We start from the raw sequence: 15,157 nt of genomic DNA on the forward strand, positions 1-15,157 counted from the left end.
GATGCGGTTGATCGCATCGCGGCGCGACAGGACGCGGCGGATGCCGGCGAGCAGGCCGCGCTTGAGGGCGACGCCGCCCGGGCGCCAGCCGCGCGGTATCAACGGGAGTTCGACGGAAGTGCTGTTCATGGCCGAGTCTAGCCAGCCGGCCGGTGCGGAAGCGCGCTGCAGCGCAGCGTGGCCCGGAACCGGGTCGACGTGATCACCGACGACGCGGCACGCAACCAGACCACGCCCTGGCGCATCCATCAAACTGTCCGTCGCCTGTCCGCTGTCACCGCAGCGGACAGTCCGGACAATAGCCATGACTTTAAGCCCTTGTTGCGCAAGGCCGTGGAGGCCCACGACAGGTTGGCACGAACTCTGCTGTAGCGACGCGTCCCCGCTGGCTACACCCGTGCAATCGTGCGAGCATGCCGTCCCGCCCGCGAGCCCGTGCCAGCGTTCCGCCTTACCGGAGCCACCGATGCTCACCATTTCGCGAACCCTTATCCTGCTGCTCGCCCTGGCGGTGCTCGCCGGCGCCTGCCATGCGGACGATTTCATGCTCGGCGGCGGCGCCGCACCGGGCGGCGTGGCCCTGGCCCAGTCGCGTCAGGACTGTGATATCCCGCCGACGTCCAGCGCACGCGTGATCTACCACGATGGCCAGCGCGCTCCGGTCAGCGTTCCGATGGATGCGCGTGGTTCGGTCAGCGACGATGTCGCCACGATCGGGACACCGGCCGAATCGGCCTCCAGTGCGCCGGCCAGCGCCGTTAGCCTGCCGTCGGCCGAGGCCGCGGTACCGCAGAAGCCCCGCGGCGGCGGACTGCGCTGGCAGTCGGTGCTGCCGGGTTCCATCAAGTAACCGCTTTCGCCGCGCCCGGCCGGCGCGGCATGATCGGCGCATGTTCAGCCTGTTGCGCCGTCTCGGCGAGCGACTCCGACCTCGCCCTCATCCGATCGACGATCTGAGCTGGGAAGCTACCCTGGCCGCTTGCGCGCTGCTGCGGCCGCTGGCCGGCGACGAGCGGCAGCGCCTGCGCGAGCTGGCCGCCCTGTTCCTGGCCGACAAGCAGTTTTCGGCACTGGCAGGTGCCGAACTGGATGAATCGCGCCGCCTGCTGATCGCGGCGCAAGCCTGCCTGCCGGCGCTTGCGCTGGGCTACGACTGCCTGCGCGGCTGGCGTCAGGTGCTGGTCTATCCGGGCGAGTTTCGCGTACGCCGCGAACACCACGACGAGGATACCGGCGTCATCACCGAAGGCGATGACAGCCTCATCGGCGAAGCCTGGGAACACGGGCCGCTGGTGTTGTCCTGGGCAGACATCGAGCAGGATCTGGCCGACCCGCACGCCGGCTTCAATGTGATCATCCACGAGATCGCGCACAAGCTGGACATGCGGGGCGGCGGCAGCGACGGCGTGCCGCCGTTACCGCCCGGACTGCCGCGCAGCGAATGGAAACGCACCTTCCAGCGCGCGTACGACGGCCACTGCGATGCCGTGGACGCGGGCAAGGAAACCGCCATCGACCCCTACGCCGCGGAAAGCCCGGACGAATTCTTCGCGTGTCTGGTCGAAGCCTGGTATTCGAATGCACAGCTAGTCGAGACGGAGATGCCGGCCGTGGCCGACTTGCTGCAGCGCCTGTTCCGACCCACGCCCGGCACGGCTGCAATCTGAACGCCCGATCCGCCGCTGCCGTCGCCCGCGAAGGTTTCGGCTACACTGCCGCGGTTTTCTCTGTCGATTCTGGAGTGGAAGGCATGCGCAGTACCGCAATTCTGGCCTTGCTCGGCCTTGGCCTCGTCGCCTCGTCGCCCGTCTTCGCGATCGAATCGTTTCCAGGCACGAACACCGGTGCCATCAGCGACGCGCCCAGCGGTTCCCCGAGCTGCGGCGTCAACAATCTGGGCCCGCCGCGCGTCGTCAGCTTCGACGTCAATGGCCTGGTCTTCCCGACCGTCGGGATCAGCGTCAGCATGAACCTCGTCCACTCCTGGCGCGGCGACCTCGTCGTCAAGCTCGCCGCTCCCGGCGGCAGCCCGTCCAAGATCATCTTCAGCCACACCGGCTCCAACGTGCCCAATGGCTGCGGCCATAACGGCGCTCTCAATGGTCTGTACACGTTCGAAGACACCGCCGACCGAGACTGGTGGGGCAGCGCTTTCCCGACCATTCCCGAAGGCTCCTATCGCGTCAGCTCACCCGGCGGCGCCGATCCTGGCGGTGGCGCGGTATTGCTGAACCCCGATTTCCGCAGCCTGCCCCCGGAACTCGCCAACGGCACCTGGACGCTGACCTTCTGGGACGCCGGCGATGCGGGCACCGGATCGGTCAACGCCGCCACGCTGTACATCGACCAGACCGACCTGATCTTCAGGGACGGCTTCCAGACCGCAACGCCCTGAGCGGTTGTTGAGGAAGGAGCGAAAGCTCCTTTGCCAGTCGAACGGTGCAAGCAGAGCTTGCTCACGTTCTCCGGGAATCCATCGCCGACGCGGTCGACTCACGTGCGATCCATTCCGGATCGCACCTGCTCACGCCTGGCGGATCCGCCATTGGTCGCGGCAGACGCCCGTTTCGCCGCGGCAGCAGCCATCTCGATTTGCATAGATCTTGACCAGCCAGTAGCCTGTCAGATTCGGTCGCAAAGACGACTCGCAGGGTTCTGGTTGCTCATGCTTTCGCCTATCCGTCGCATTGTTTGCCTGGCTCTGACCACCGCTCTTCCCTGCTCCGCTGCCCTGGCCTGTTCCGGCAGCATCCATATTGAAATCGAACATACCGGCATGTACGCGCTGGATCAGGCGAGCATCGCCGCCGTCGCGCCGGGCCTGGCCGACTGTCCGCGCGACTCGCTGCGGCTTACCCAGCGCGGCAAAGAAGTCCCGATCCGCTTCAGCGGAAGCGGCACCACGCTGCAGCCGGGCGAACGCATCGAGTGGCTGGGCAAATCGCTGCATGGACCGATCGCCTGGTTCGACACCTACAGCACAGTCAACGTCTACGTCCTATCCAGTGACCGCGGCGCGCACGCGCGCATCGCGGACGTACCGGCAACGGCCGGCAACGCGCCGGCCGCGTTGAACCGGCGCCTGCACCTGGAGCAGGAAAATCTCATGATCCGGCTCAACCAGAACTACGTGAAGCAGTGGGAGGAAGCGGATTTCTGGCATTGGGCCAAGCTGACGCACGTCGACCCGGAACCGTTCGCAGTCGATCTGGACCTGCCCGACCTCGCCGCACGCAGCGGCCAGGTCACGCTGACGATGAAGTTCCGCGGCATGTCGACAGTCACCATCCCCGTCGGCACGACCGGCAAGCCGCCGGACCACCAGGTGCAGGTGCAACTCGACGGGAAGCAGGTGGCCGAGCTGAGCTGGAACGGTCGCGACGAAGTCGTGCACGAGTTCAGCGTGCCAGTCGCCGCCGTGCGCGAGAAGGGCAATCGCCTCACGCTGAGCGTGCCCAAGCGCCTGGCCAAGCCCGGTGATCCGAACTTCCTCATCGACGTGGTGATGTTCAATTCCGTCGAGATCGAATACCCGGCGCAAGGCGACCTGACGCGCTCGACCGAGGCCCTGCGCGTCGCCGGCGGCGGGGACGTGAACCTCACGCACACGGGCGCCCAGCTCGCCGTCTTCAGCGACGACGGCCGCCGCTGGACCGCACAGGCCGGCCGCCTCGGCCGCATCGACGCCAAGGCAGTGCTGTATCCCGTCGTCGACGATCGCTTTGCCGCACCGCAGAAGGTGCGCGCCATGACCACGACCGACTGGCGCAAGCCGGCCGAGCCGGTCGACTACATCATCATCAGTCACGCGCGCCTGATCGACGCGATCCAGCCGCTGGCCGAGTTCCATCGCCGGCGCGGTCTCAAGGTTGCGGTGCTCGACGTCGACGAGGTCTACGACCAGTTCAACGACGGCATCACGCATCCGCAGGCCATCCGCAATCTCATGCAGCAGGCCTACAGCGAATGGCCGCAGCCGCGCCCGCGCTTCGCCCTGCTCGTCGGCGACGCGAGCTTCGACATCCGCCACAAGCGCATCGACCGACGCAACCTGGCCAAATGGGCCGACATGGAGCTGCTGTCCCCGGGCCAGTTCGGCGACATCGGCAGCACGCCGTACGCCGACACGCCCGAAGACCTCAAACACCGTGCGCTGATCCCGACCTGGCAGTTCATGTCCTATGACGGCCAGTCGGCCAGCGACAACCATTTCGTCAGCGTCGGCGACGATGGACTCCATCCGGTCATCGCGATCGGACGCCTGCCGGTGGTAGAGCCCAGCGAGGTCAAGGCCATCGTCGACAAGACCATCGGCTACCTCAGCACGCCGCAGCTCGGCGCCTGGCGTCGCGACGTGATGTTCATCACCGACGAAAGCGACTATTTCAAGACGACTTCGAACCAGATCGCCGACTCGCTCGACAAGGACGGCTTCCTCAGCGACAAGGTCTACGCGAGCTCGGACGAGAAGGACAACATCGCGCATCAGTCCTCGATCAAGGACGGCCTCAACGAAGGCCGCCTGCTGGTGCACTTCATCGGCCACGGCGGCCGCTATATCTGGCGCACCGGTCCGCCGGACCTGCGCAAGAACCATGACCTGTTCACGCTCGACGACGTTTCCGGCCTGACCAACGGCGGACGCCTGCCCATGGTGCTGTCGATGACCTGCTACTCCGCGCCGTTCGACAACCCGACCGAGGATTCCATCGGCGAGCGCTTCCTGCGCGAGCCGGGCAAGGGTGCGATCGCCGTGTTCGCGGCATCCTGGCGCAATTCGCCGTCGGCGTCGTACAGCAAGGCCATCGTCAGCGAATTGACCAAGCCCGGACGCACGATCGGCGAGTCCATCGTTGCCGGCAAGAAGGACATACAGGACCACACGCTCGTCGAGACCTATAACCTCCTCGGCGATCCGGCCGTGGTGCTGGAACGGCCCGCGAGCGGATTCCGACTCGCGCGCAAGCCGCGCCCGTTCGGTCCCGACGCGATCGAGGCGCGGGTCGACCGCGACAGTTTCCGCGGCATGGCCGACGTCAGCTGGCTCGGCAAGGACGGCAAGGTGCTCCATTCGACCCGCTTCACCGTGCTCGGTGCGCGCTTCACGCTGCCCGAACCGCCGGCAGGTATACGCGACGCAGCGGTCGAAGTGCGCGGCTATGTGGCTGACCCGTCGAATCCCTTTGATGCGATCGCGCGTCTTGAACTGGCCGAACCCAAGCCGGTCGTGCTGCCGGTTGCCGCCGCGCCCGCGTCGAACATCGTGTTGCGCAGCAGCCCGAATGTCATTCGCCAGGGCGATGTGCTGCTGAGCACCGGTTTCGATGCCGCGCCGGAAGTCCCGGACGCGGCCGCGTCGAAGAAACTCGCGACGAAATAAGGACGCAGCAGTCACCCCGTGTCGGCGTCGCAGCGGACGCCGTTTCAGCTGCGCGGCCTGCCGCGCAGCGCCGCCCACAGGTCGCGCAGCGCATTGCGAACGTAGCCACGGTCGTAGAAGCGTCCGCTCACGTGGCGTGCGAATACCGCCGCCGTGATGCGGCGCCCGGCCTGGATGCGGTGGCGCTTGCGCAGCATGCGCAGCGTGCCGCGCAGCGCATCGCGATACAGCCGGAACACCACGCGGCCCTTGCCGCGCAGGCCGTGGCGCAACACGATGCCGGCGTGGATCGCCACCAGCGACGGCAGGTGGCACAGGATCACACTGAGCGGCACGCACTTGAGCAGCATCCACAGCGAATTGCGGATGCCGTGGTACAGCACGAAATCGTTGAAGCCGCCGCCGCTGGAGGCCTGTCCCTCATGCCGCGCGAGCACATCGTCGGTATAGGCCGGCGTGAAGCCGAGCAGCAGGGCGCGCGCGGCCACATCGGTGTCTTCGGCGTAGCAGAAGAAATCCTCGTCGAACACGTAGCCGTGCGCGGCCTGCAACGCTTCGAGCACGCGGCGCGCGTACAGCGCGCAGCCGCCGGTGGGGCCGAAATAGGGATCCTGCGGGTCGAGCCGGTTCGAGGCGAGCAGGCTGCGGTAGAACGCGATGCCTAGCGAATCGATCTCGTCGCTGCCATCGGCCAGCTTGAGCACGCGGCCGCCGGCGAGATCCGCGTCGCAATGCCCGTCGAGGTGATCGGCAATCCAGCCTCCGAGGCGCGTCGTCGCGACCGCATCGTTGTTGAGCAGCAGCACATGGGTTATCTGCGCGTCCGGAAGCACCCGCGTGATCGCCCGGTTGCAGCCGGCGGCGAAACCGATGTTCAGCGGGCTCGCGATGAGCTCCGCCGACGGCCAGTCCTGCGCGAGTCCCAGCCGCAGCGCGGCCAGGTCGGCCGGATTCGATCCGCTGTCGACGACGACCAGACGAATGCGCGCGGCCAGTCCCTGCAGCGAGGCGACGCAGCGCAGGCTGCGATCGGCCGTGTTGTAGTTCACGAGCACCACCGCCGCGCGCGACGGCGCGGATGCGACGCGCTGATGCGCGAGCGTCGTGCCCGCGGTACCCGCGCGGACACGCGCCGCGGCATAGACCGCGAGCGTCGCCTCGACCGTGCGCCGCCAGCTGTAGCCTGCGGCCTGCGCCAGACCGGCCGTCGCCGCCTGTTCGCGCCAGGCCGAGTCTTCGGCCAGACGCTGCAGACCGGCGCCGATGGCGTCGACGTCGAACGGATCGACGCACAGCGCCGCGTCGCCGACGACCTCGGGCATCGAGGCTGCGCTCGAGGTCAGCACCGGCACGCCGCTGGCCATCGCCTCGAGCAGCGGCAAGCCGAAACCTTCGTATAAGGACGGGAACGCGAACCCGGCCGCGGCCGCGTAGAGGATCGGTAGCTGTGCGTCAGCGACGAAGCCGAGGCGGCGCACTTCGCCACGGCGCTCCAGCGGCTCGATCGCGCGCGCGAGTCCGGCGTCCAGCCAGCCGCGGGCGCCGACCACGACCAGCGGCAGGCGCGCGCGCAGCGCCGCCGGCTGCATGGCGTAGGCCAGCACCAGACGCTCCAGGTTCTTGCGCGGCTCCTGTGTAGCGACCACCAGCAGATAGCCGCGCCAGCCCAGTCCGTGCGCCGCGAGCACGTCCGCCGCCTCGGCCTGCGTGCGCGGCCGGAACGCGGCGTTCACGCCCAGCGGCACCACGTGGAGCTTGGCCGGATCGACGCCGAGCACACTGACCAGTTCGTCCCGCACATAGGCCGAATCCGTGATCAGCGCATCGGCGCGCGCCAGCGTCGGCGGCAGATGGCGCTCGAGGAAACGCACACGCTCGATTGGGTGGAACTGTGGATAACGCAAATACGATATATCGTGCACCGTCGCGACGCAGGGACCGTCGAACGGCATCAGCACGAAATTGGGTGCGTGCAGCACATGATCGCGCAGGCTGCGCGCACTGCGCCGGAACAGGGCCGCGCGCAGTGCGGTATAGCCTTCCAGCGCGGCACGCTTGAACGGCAGCACGCGCCGCACGCTCTGGATCGTGCGGTTGACCTGGAACGCCTGCTCGCTGTTGGCGACCCAGCGGTAGGCCGAGAACAGCTTGAGTTCGGCCAGTTGCGGCGACTGCTCCAGCCCCAGCTGCTCCAGCCCCAGCGCCAGCTCGCGCGTGTAGACGCCGATGCCGGTCAGCGGCGCGCTGATCGCGTCGACGTTGAGGATCAGGCGCAGCGGCGCAGCGCTCATGCGCGCGGTTCCCGCTGCAGGCGCCCGCGCTCCGCGTCGACCAGCACGCGGGCCAGCCCGGCCACGTCCATGCGGTGGGAAAAGCCGAGTTCGCGCCGCGCCCGCGTCGCATCGCCGCGCAGCAGCGGCGCGTCCGACCGGCGCAGCAGCGCCGCATCCACGGCGATGCAGCGCTGTCCGTCGCGCGCGTCGACGGCATGCTCGTCGGCGCCCTCGCCGCGCCAGTCCAGCGAAATACCCGCGGATGCATAGGCCAGTGTGGCGAAATCGCGGATCGAGGTGCAGACGCCGCTCGCAAGCACGAAATCGTCCGGCGGCGCCGCGGCCAGCGCGCGCAGGCCGGCGACGTAGTCCGGCGCATAGCCGAAATCGCGCTGCGCATCGAGATTGCCGAGCCGAAGAACGACGCCTTCGCCAGCGGCCCGGCGAGCCGCGGCCGCGGCGATCTTGCGCGTCACAAACGCGCTGCCGCGCAGTGGCGATTCGTGGTTGAACAGGATCGCCGCACTGGCCTGCACACCGTAGCTGTCGCGGTAGCAGCGCAGCGCCGCGTGCGCGAGCAGCTTGGACAGGGCGTAGGGATGACGCGCCTGCAGCGTGCAGGTTTCTTCGACCACGCCGTCGCGCGGCGCGAAGATCTCGCCGCTGGATGCCAGCACGAAGCGCGCGGCGCGCGCGTGCCGACGCACCGCTTCGAGCAGGTGCAGCGTGCCGTTGCCGTTGCACTCCACGGCCTCGAGCGGGTCGTGCAGCGCCTGTGCCACGCTGCTGACGGCAGCGAGATGGAACAGCTGCTGCGGCTGCAGCCGCTCGACCACGGCGGCACAGGCCGCCGCGTCGCGCACGTCGAGCGGCAGCAGGTGCAAGTGCGGCTGCCCGAGCAGACCCAGCTCGCGCAACCGCCACAATCCCTCGTCCGGCCAATCCGGCCGCAGTGCGGCGTGTACCTCGCAGCCGGTTGCGAGCAGGTCGCGGCACAGATAAGCGCCGTCCTGTCCGGCGGCGCCCGTGACGAGGACGTGCCGGCTCATGCGATGGTTCCGAACGGACGTGGCGCTGGCGCTGTCGTCGTGTCGATCGCGAGATCGGCGGCGATGCGCACGAACCCGGACGGCAGTGCACCGACGATGCGGTCGATCGCGTGACACTGCAGCAGGCGCGCGAAGCTGGCCTGCCATCCAGCCGCGCTACAGCCGGCCGCGACCGTCGCATCGGCGAGACGCTCGAACAACGCGGCGTCGCCATCCGGCGATTGCAGCCAGAAGCCGTCGCGGCCGCAACCGCAGCGATATACCTGTGCTTCCTGCGTATCCGCTGCAGCGCCTTCCCAGCACAGCAGCCGCGGCAGCGGCGGCTCACCTGCGTAAGCCCGGCGTACGCGCCAGTCGAGCACGCGTCGGCGCGGCGAGAACAGGCTCGCGCCGACGTCGTTCTCGTAGTTCGGCCAGCGTTCGCGCAGCACCGCCATGCCGGCTTCGCCGAGCGTGCGGCGGCGCGCCTCGCCGAAACTCTGGCTGCGTGCGTGGCGCACGAGCACGTCGCCGGCGATCACATGCCGCCAGCCGGCCACTTCGGCGCGCTGGCACCAGTCATTTTCCTCACCGTAGCCCTGGGCGAAGGCCTGGGCGTCGAGCACGCCGACCGCATCGAGCGCGGCGCGCTTGAGGTACAGGCAGAAGCCGTTGCCGGTCGGCAGCCGCGGATAGGCACTGCCGGCCTGCTGGCGCACGGCGAGCGCCGCTTGTGCAAATGTCCATCCGTGTGGAAAGGGATTTTCGCGCTCGAGTTCCGGCACCGAGAACGCACCGGCGTTATCGGATACCGCAGTCGCGCTGGCCGTGTCCGCCGCGGCCCAGGCCGCGCGGCGCAAGCCGGTCAGCCAGTGCGCGGCGACCTCGGTGTCCGCATTCAGCAGCACCACGTCGGCGCGGCCGCCTGCGTCGATGCCGAGGTTCGCGGTCGCGGTGAAACCGAGATTGCGCTCGTTGCGCAGGACCGTGACGCCGCGGCAGTCGCGATAGCGCGCGAGCAGCGGCGCGATCGCCGGATCCGGACTCGCATCGTCGATCACGATGAGCCGCGCGGCGCCGCACGTCTGCGCGAGTACGCTGTCAAGACACACGGCCACGGCCTCCGGCACGTTGTAGACCGGCACGACGATGGCGATCTCGTGCCGCAGCGACTCCGCCACGGCGGCGACGTCGACATAGTCCTGTTCGCGCAGCGCCTGGAGTGGCTGCACGGCGCCGGCACGCGCGAGTCCCGCGCGGTCGCGCTGTAGTGTGACCGTGGCCGAGCACTCGCCGGCGACGCGCAGTTGCAGGTTCACACGCGCCTGCCCGTTCGGCAGGACCGGCAGGGCCAGCCGCGCGTCGCCGGCGTCGTCGGCGCGCAGGCGCGCGTAATGCGTGGCGTCGAGCCATACCTCGACCTCCCCGCGCGCCGGCAGCGCCAGGCGCAGTTCGGCGCCGTCCCAATCGACGCGCCGCGGCAATGGCGAGCTGACTTGTGGATCCGTCATTCGGGGTGCTGGTCCTGTTGCTGTTCGTGTTCCGTGAGCAGGCGCGCGCGGTGCTCGCTGCCGACCTGATGCAACAGCGCCTCGCTGCCGGCCGACAGCGCCGGCAGCTCCACCGCCTCGTCCGCCGCACGCCGTTCCAGAGCGCGCCAGAGCTGCTGCTGCGCCGCACTCGGCACGGGCTCGCGCGCATGCAGCGCGCGCGCCAGCGACGGACCGATCCAGGCGCCGATTTCCTCGTCGTCGGGCAGGCGCAGGCCGCGCACGCCGAACGATTTCAGCTTTAGCCACAGCCGGCGCGCCTGTGATCGCGGCTGCTGCAACAGGGCATGGTAATCCACGACGATGGCCGAACCGCCAGCAGCCAGCGCCGCGGCGGCGAGGTTGTAGTGTTCCCACAGCGCCAGCGCATGCGCGGCGGTGAGACCGTCGCGGCGCTGGACCGACGCGGCAACGGCCGTCGGTGCGCGCACGACATGGACGAATACGGGCTGCGCGACGCGATCGGCGAGCTCGCCGTACAGCAGGCACAGGCGCGGTTCCTTGATCAGCCAGGGCGCCTGTGCGGCCAGCTCGAGCGCGATCGGCTCCCAGTCGCGGCGCAGCTGCGCACGCGCGGCCGGCAATGCGGATTCGTCCCAGCCCAGCGGTACCGACCAGTCGCCGCCGCGCTGGCGCAGCGCACCGACGCAGGCCATGTGCAGGTCGTTGCGCTCGACGAAGCCGCGCGGGTTTTCGGAAGGGTTGCGCAGGAACGTGCCGGGCACGCCCGCGTGGGCGCCCAGCAGTTGCAGCAACCCCGCCACGCACGAGGTGCCGGAACGGTGCATGCCGAGCACGACGAGCCCATGCTCGCTGCGGTCTGGCGGCGCTGATCGCAGTGGGTTCCGCCGCGGTTGCTGCAGGCGCTTGCGCATGGACAGCGCCACCGCGCGTTCTTCCGCTTCGGCGCGCAGTGCGGTGCTCGCGGCCTGCGCGCGCGCCTGCGCCGCCGGCAGGTCGTCCAATACCCGCACGAGCGCATCGAGCACGCGCTGCGCCACGTTGGTGTCGTCGCCGTCCGGCGCCGCCCCGCCGCCGTGCCGCTGCAGCAGTTCGGTGCGCGCGCCGCGCGCGGTCGCGAGGAGCGGCCGCGCCGTGGCGACCGCCTGCAGCAACGGCCAGCAGCGGCTGCGGCTGCGACTGGCACAGATCACGACATCCGCCGCAGCAAACACCGCCTGGCGCTGCTCCTCGGCAACGCGCGGCTGCGGCAGCAGGCTGTAGCGGCCGCCGTGCGGATCGAGCGGCAGCGCGCGCGTCGCCGCGGCGAGATCCTCGCCGAGTGCGTCGATGTACAGCAGCAGGCGCAGCGGCTGCTCGCGCCGGAAGCGCTGCGTCCAGGCCTGCAGCAGCAGCCACGGCGCGTCGATGTCGTCCCAGCGCGCGCAGCACAGCACGACGCGTTCGTCGTGCGGGTTGCGCATCGCGCGCAGCTGCGGATGCGCGTAGGCCGGCTCGACGACCCAGGGCATGACCTGCGCATCGGCCAGGCCGGCCGCACGCAATTGGTCGCGGTGCCAGATAGTGGGTGTCCAGATCTCGTCCATCGCGCGGATCGCGGCCGCCTGCGCGCCGTCGGGCAGGTGTTCGAAATCCGCATAGCCGATACGCCACGGTGCGGTCACGCGCGGCCACAGCGCCGCGTCGCCGGCGCAGAGCACGGCATCCGCGCCCGCGTCGCGGCGGCGGATGGCGTTGAGCAGGTGGTCCTGGCTGTCGCCGCTTTCGGCTATCGCTTCGGGCAGCACCGGCGCATACAGCGAGCGATAGCTCAACCGCACGCCGGCCGCATCGAGCGCACGTGCCAGTGGCCGCTGCCACGCTGCCAGCGTGGCCGGAAAGTCCAGCGCGCCGACCAGGCACAGCGACACGTCGTACTGCGCCTGCAGCGTTGCCGACCAGTGCCGCGCAAACGTCGCGCGGCCCTGCGCCAGCAACTGCGCGCGCACCGTGCCGGCCTCGCCGGTGGAGCCATGCTGGTCGTGGCGCAGGGTCACGCCACCGCACAGCCGCGTGTACCAGCCCGCGGCGCGCGCGCGCAGGCAGTAGTCGCTGTCCTCGGCATAGGTGACGTAGTCCTCGTGCAGCGGGCCTATCGCGGCGAGGAGCGCGCGCTTGAGGTAGACCGCAGCGAATACCACGCCTTCGACCACGCGGTCGGCATCGGTGTACTGGCCGACATCGTGCTCGATGCGCCCCGACGCGGTCTGTACGCCGATGCCGTCGTCGGGCAGTACGCGCGTGCCGGCATGCAGCAGGTGTGCCTGGGCGTCGACGAGGCGGCAGCCGACGATGCCGGTTTCCGCGTGTGCTTCCGCGCAGGCGCGCAGGCGCTGCAGCCAGTCGCGCTGGGTGAAGACGAGGTCGTTGTTGAGCAGCACCACGCCGTCGGTGGCCGCGGCCGCGGCGATGCCGGCGTTATTGCCGCGCACGAAGCCGAGGTTGGCGTCGAGCCGCAGTCGCCGCACGCGGTCGGCATACGCGTCGAGCGCCTGCGGCGTCGCATCGGTGGAGCCGTTGTCGACGACGATGACTTCACAACCGTCGAGATCCGTCGCAAGCAGGCTGTCCAGCGCACGCGCAGTCAGGTCCCAACGATTCCAGGCCAGCAGCACGAGGCTGGTATGCGGCGCGCTCATGAGCGGTCGTTGCGCTGCTCCGCGCCGACTTCGCGCCAGACCTGCGCGAGCACTGCATCCAGGTCTTCCTCGGCAGCATCGTCGACGCAGAGGCGTTCCAGCAGCGCGCGGCGCCGCGCGAGGCCGTCGTCGTGCGCCGCGACGATGCGCCGCCAGTGCGCCGCGTCCTGCGCGGCGGCGGGGGTGCGGCCGAGGCGCTGCTGCAGCCACTCGGCGACGCGGACGAGCGCACGGCCGAGGCGCCAGCTGCGGCTCGCGAACACCGCGTCGCCTTCGGCCAGCAGGATGTCGATGACGCGACGCAGCTCGGCCTCGGTATGGCGCGATTCGGCCAGTCGCAGTTCCCGTTCCTGTTCGCGATTCATGCGGCCTCCGCGGTCGTCATCCGCAGCTTTGGTCGAACCAGGGCCCGGCCAGGGCGAGCAGCAGCAGCAGCGCTGCGAGCGACGCCGCGATCATCCAGCGCATCGTGCCCTGCAGATGCACGGCCGCGGTCGCGTCGGGCCGCTGCAGGCTGGCCAGTGCGCTGCCGGCGAACGCGCAGAGGAACGGCATCATCGGCAGCAGGAATCGCGCCTTGACGTGCAACAGCAGGTACAGGCCCAGCTGGTACACGAAGAACAACGCGCTCCACGCGACCAGCGGGTCGCGCCAGCGCCGCCAGAACGCCAGACCCAGGGCGAAACCGACCAGGCTGACGAGATGCAGCGTGTCGCTGGCCGCCGCGAGCACCTGCGCCAGCACGGCGGGCGCATTGCGATAGCTGCCGGCGTGTCCGGCGCAGGCGGGACCGGGCAACTGCGACATCAAGGTGGTTTTCGCGCTGAACAGGCGGAAATACTGGCGTCCGAACTGCGCCGTCAACGTCGGCAGGATGCCCTGCTCCTGCACGATCGCCTCGGCGCGCTGGCGATAGATCGCGTTGCGCTCGGCCGGCGTCGGCGCGCTGGCGAAATAGTCGCCGGCCAGGGTCGCGACGCTGTCGTCGATGTAGTCGCTGCGCCACTGTTCGCGCAGGCCGCCGACGAGGTTGAACGCGGAGCTGTCGGCAATCATCGGCTTGCCGGTCAGGCGCCAGCCCTGCCACAGCGGCCCGGCAGTGACCACGGCGACACCGAGCAGCAGCGCCGCGGCGCCGCGCCAGCGGTAGTGCCGCGCGAGCAGCAGCGCGAGCGCCGGCCAGAACAGGCTCATCAGACTCTTGGCGAGCATCGCTGCGCCAAGCGCGACGCCGGCGAGAAAACTGCGCACGGGCGCCGCGGCGCGCTGCGCCAGACGCAGCGCCGCGAGCAGCGCCAGCAGGTGCACCGGCTCGGGCCACAGCCAGTGCGCATAGGCCATGTTGGACGGGTTGAGCAGGAACAGCGCGGCGGCGAGATTGGCCGCGCGCACGCGGCCGTCGACGTCGCGCCAGAGCGCGCGCAGCAGTGCCGCGGCGCCGATCAGGAAAACGGTCTGCAACAACTGCAGCGGCAACAGGTGTTCGCCGAACACGCGCAGCGACCCGGCGAGCAGCCAGGCCTGCAGCGGCGGCCACCATCCGGCATCGGCCGGCATCGGCCCCAGGCTCGCGAGCCCGCGCGCCCAGGCCAGGTAGGCGACTTCGTCGCCGAGCAGGGCCTTGCCGCCGCCGGCCCAGTAGAGCCAGAACAGCGCGCCCTGCTGCAGAAGGAACAATGCGACGAAAATACAAAGCAGGACGCGCCGGCGCACCCGCACGTCCTGCTTTTGCAGCATGGCTTTACTTCACCTGCGCGGGCGCCGCCGTGCCGGCTGCGCGGCGCTTGGCCGACGCCTTGAAGATCGGCGTGAACTTCTCACGCGCGCCGTTGGTGTCGATCGACTCGACGTAATACCAGTAGTCGCGGCACGGATCGATGCTGTCGTCGCGGTACTCGTACTTCTTCGTTTCGTCGGTCGTGCCGGCGCCGAGCAGCGGGCTCGCATTGAGCTTGGCGAACGGACCTTCTTCGGTGTCGCCGCGAAACACGTCGTAGCCGAAATTGTCGACCTCGCTCGCCGTGGTCCAGCGCGGCGTGTTGGCGAGGCGTTCTTCCTTGGCCACGGCGCTCTGGTCACCGCAGGTGCCTTCCGGCAGTTCCGCAGGGGCGGCCGGCGCGGGCGCGGGCGCGGGCGCTGCAGCCTGTTCGGTCTTCGGAGCGGGCGCGGCCGGCGCAGGCGCCGCGGCGGGCTTGGCCGCATCCTGCGGCGCGTTGCTGCAGGCCGTCAGCAACAGCATCAGGGCAAGGGACGTGAGAATCGTGCGCATGGGTACTCCACGAGATAA

General features: G+C 69.6%; 12 protein-coding genes. 5 read left to right on the plus strand and 7 right to left on the minus strand.

Annotated features, from left to right (window positions below; genetic code table 11):
* Positions 1-198: 198 nt before the first annotated feature.
* From RUU78_RS19295 to RUU78_RS19315, 5 genes are all read left to right on the plus strand, one after another.
* Entirely contained in the window at positions 199-372 is a 174-nt protein-coding gene (locus tag RUU78_RS19295) for a hypothetical protein (protein WP_313919233.1), read from the plus strand.
* A 94-nt stretch (positions 373-466) separates the two neighbouring features.
* Positions 467-850, plus strand: coding sequence for a hypothetical protein (locus tag RUU78_RS19300; RefSeq protein WP_313919234.1), 384 nt, complete (start codon positions 467-469; stop codon positions 848-850).
* Positions 851-890: 40 nt separating this feature from the next.
* Positions 891-1,667: a zinc-dependent peptidase gene (locus tag RUU78_RS19305; protein ID WP_313919235.1), complete on the plus strand. Its 777-nt coding sequence runs from the start codon at positions 891-893 to the stop codon at positions 1,665-1,667.
* Between the two features lie 83 nt (positions 1,668-1,750).
* On the plus strand, positions 1,751-2,395 hold the full coding sequence (locus RUU78_RS19310; protein ID WP_313919236.1) for a hypothetical protein: 645 nt from the start codon (positions 1,751-1,753) through the stop codon (positions 2,393-2,395).
* Positions 2,396-2,665: 270 nt separating this feature from the next.
* Entirely contained in the window at positions 2,666-5,380 is a 2,715-nt protein-coding gene (locus RUU78_RS19315) for a C25 family cysteine peptidase (RefSeq protein WP_313919238.1), read from the plus strand.
* 44 nt (positions 5,381-5,424) lie between these two features.
* Here the strand turns inward: RUU78_RS19315 and RUU78_RS19320 are convergent, their stop codons facing one another.
* The 7 genes from RUU78_RS19320 to RUU78_RS19350 are packed head-to-tail and all read right to left on the minus strand — an operon-like array spanning position 5,425 to position 15,139.
* Positions 5,425-7,671: a glycosyltransferase gene (locus tag RUU78_RS19320; RefSeq protein ID WP_313919239.1), complete on the minus strand. Its 2,247-nt coding sequence runs from the start codon at positions 7,669-7,671 to the stop codon at positions 5,425-5,427.
* The gene (locus RUU78_RS19325) at positions 7,668-8,702 is read right to left on the minus strand and encodes a GDP-mannose 4,6-dehydratase (protein ID WP_313919242.1); all 1,035 of its coding nucleotides are present in this window, start codon (positions 8,700-8,702) and stop codon (positions 7,668-7,670) included. The genes RUU78_RS19320 and RUU78_RS19325 overlap by 4 nt, the downstream gene beginning before the upstream one ends.
* Entirely contained in the window at positions 8,699-10,192 is a 1,494-nt protein-coding gene (locus tag RUU78_RS19330; protein ID WP_313919244.1) for a glycosyltransferase, read from the minus strand. The genes RUU78_RS19325 and RUU78_RS19330 overlap by 4 nt, the downstream gene beginning before the upstream one ends.
* Entirely contained in the window at positions 10,189-12,870 is a 2,682-nt protein-coding gene (locus RUU78_RS19335; RefSeq protein WP_313919246.1) for a glycosyltransferase, read from the minus strand. The genes RUU78_RS19330 and RUU78_RS19335 overlap by 4 nt, the downstream gene beginning before the upstream one ends.
* Positions 12,867-13,235 carry a hypothetical protein gene (locus tag RUU78_RS19340; RefSeq protein WP_313919248.1) on the minus strand — a complete coding sequence of 123 codons (369 nt, stop codon included), beginning with the start codon at positions 13,233-13,235 and terminating at the stop codon, positions 12,867-12,869. The genes RUU78_RS19335 and RUU78_RS19340 overlap by 4 nt, the downstream gene beginning before the upstream one ends.
* Positions 13,236-13,251: 16 nt before the next feature.
* Positions 13,252-14,607: a glycosyltransferase family 39 protein gene (locus RUU78_RS19345; RefSeq protein WP_313919250.1), complete on the minus strand. Its 1,356-nt coding sequence runs from the start codon at positions 14,605-14,607 to the stop codon at positions 13,252-13,254.
* Between the two features lie 4 nt (positions 14,608-14,611).
* On the minus strand, positions 14,612-15,139 hold the full coding sequence (locus tag RUU78_RS19350) for a hypothetical protein (protein WP_313919252.1): 528 nt from the start codon (positions 15,137-15,139) through the stop codon (positions 14,612-14,614).
* Positions 15,140-15,157: the final 18 nt, after the last annotated feature.

Origin of the sequence: Tahibacter sp. (assembly GCF_032229445.1) — a bacterium.
Taxonomy (GTDB): domain Bacteria; phylum Pseudomonadota; class Gammaproteobacteria; order Xanthomonadales; family Rhodanobacteraceae; genus Tahibacter.

Bases quoted from the DNA above. Each gene is read 5' to 3' on its own strand.
- RUU78_RS19320 (WP_313919239.1), bottom strand. From the start codon at position 7,671: ATGAGCGCTGCGCCGCTGCGCCTGATCCTCAACGTCGACGCGATCAGC.
- RUU78_RS19325 (WP_313919242.1), bottom strand. From the start codon at position 8,702: ATGAGCCGGCACGTCCTCGTCACGGGCGCCGCCGGACAGGACGGCGCT.
- RUU78_RS19345 (WP_313919250.1), bottom strand. From the start codon at position 14,607: ATGCTGCAAAAGCAGGACGTGCGGGTGCGCCGGCGCGTCCTGCTTTGT.
- RUU78_RS19350 (WP_313919252.1), bottom strand. From the start codon at position 15,139: ATGCGCACGATTCTCACGTCCCTTGCCCTGATGCTGTTGCTGACGGCC.
- RUU78_RS19305 (WP_313919235.1), top strand. From the start codon at position 891: ATGTTCAGCCTGTTGCGCCGTCTCGGCGAGCGACTCCGACCTCGCCCT.
- RUU78_RS19310 (WP_313919236.1), top strand. From the start codon at position 1,751: ATGCGCAGTACCGCAATTCTGGCCTTGCTCGGCCTTGGCCTCGTCGCC.
- RUU78_RS19300 (WP_313919234.1), top strand. From the start codon at position 467: ATGCTCACCATTTCGCGAACCCTTATCCTGCTGCTCGCCCTGGCGGTG.
- RUU78_RS19330 (WP_313919244.1), bottom strand. From the start codon at position 10,192: ATGACGGATCCACAAGTCAGCTCGCCATTGCCGCGGCGCGTCGATTGG.
- RUU78_RS19340 (WP_313919248.1), bottom strand. From the start codon at position 13,235: ATGAATCGCGAACAGGAACGGGAACTGCGACTGGCCGAATCGCGCCAT.
- RUU78_RS19335 (WP_313919246.1), bottom strand. From the start codon at position 12,870: ATGAGCGCGCCGCATACCAGCCTCGTGCTGCTGGCCTGGAATCGTTGG.
- RUU78_RS19315 (WP_313919238.1), top strand. From the start codon at position 2,666: ATGCTTTCGCCTATCCGTCGCATTGTTTGCCTGGCTCTGACCACCGCT.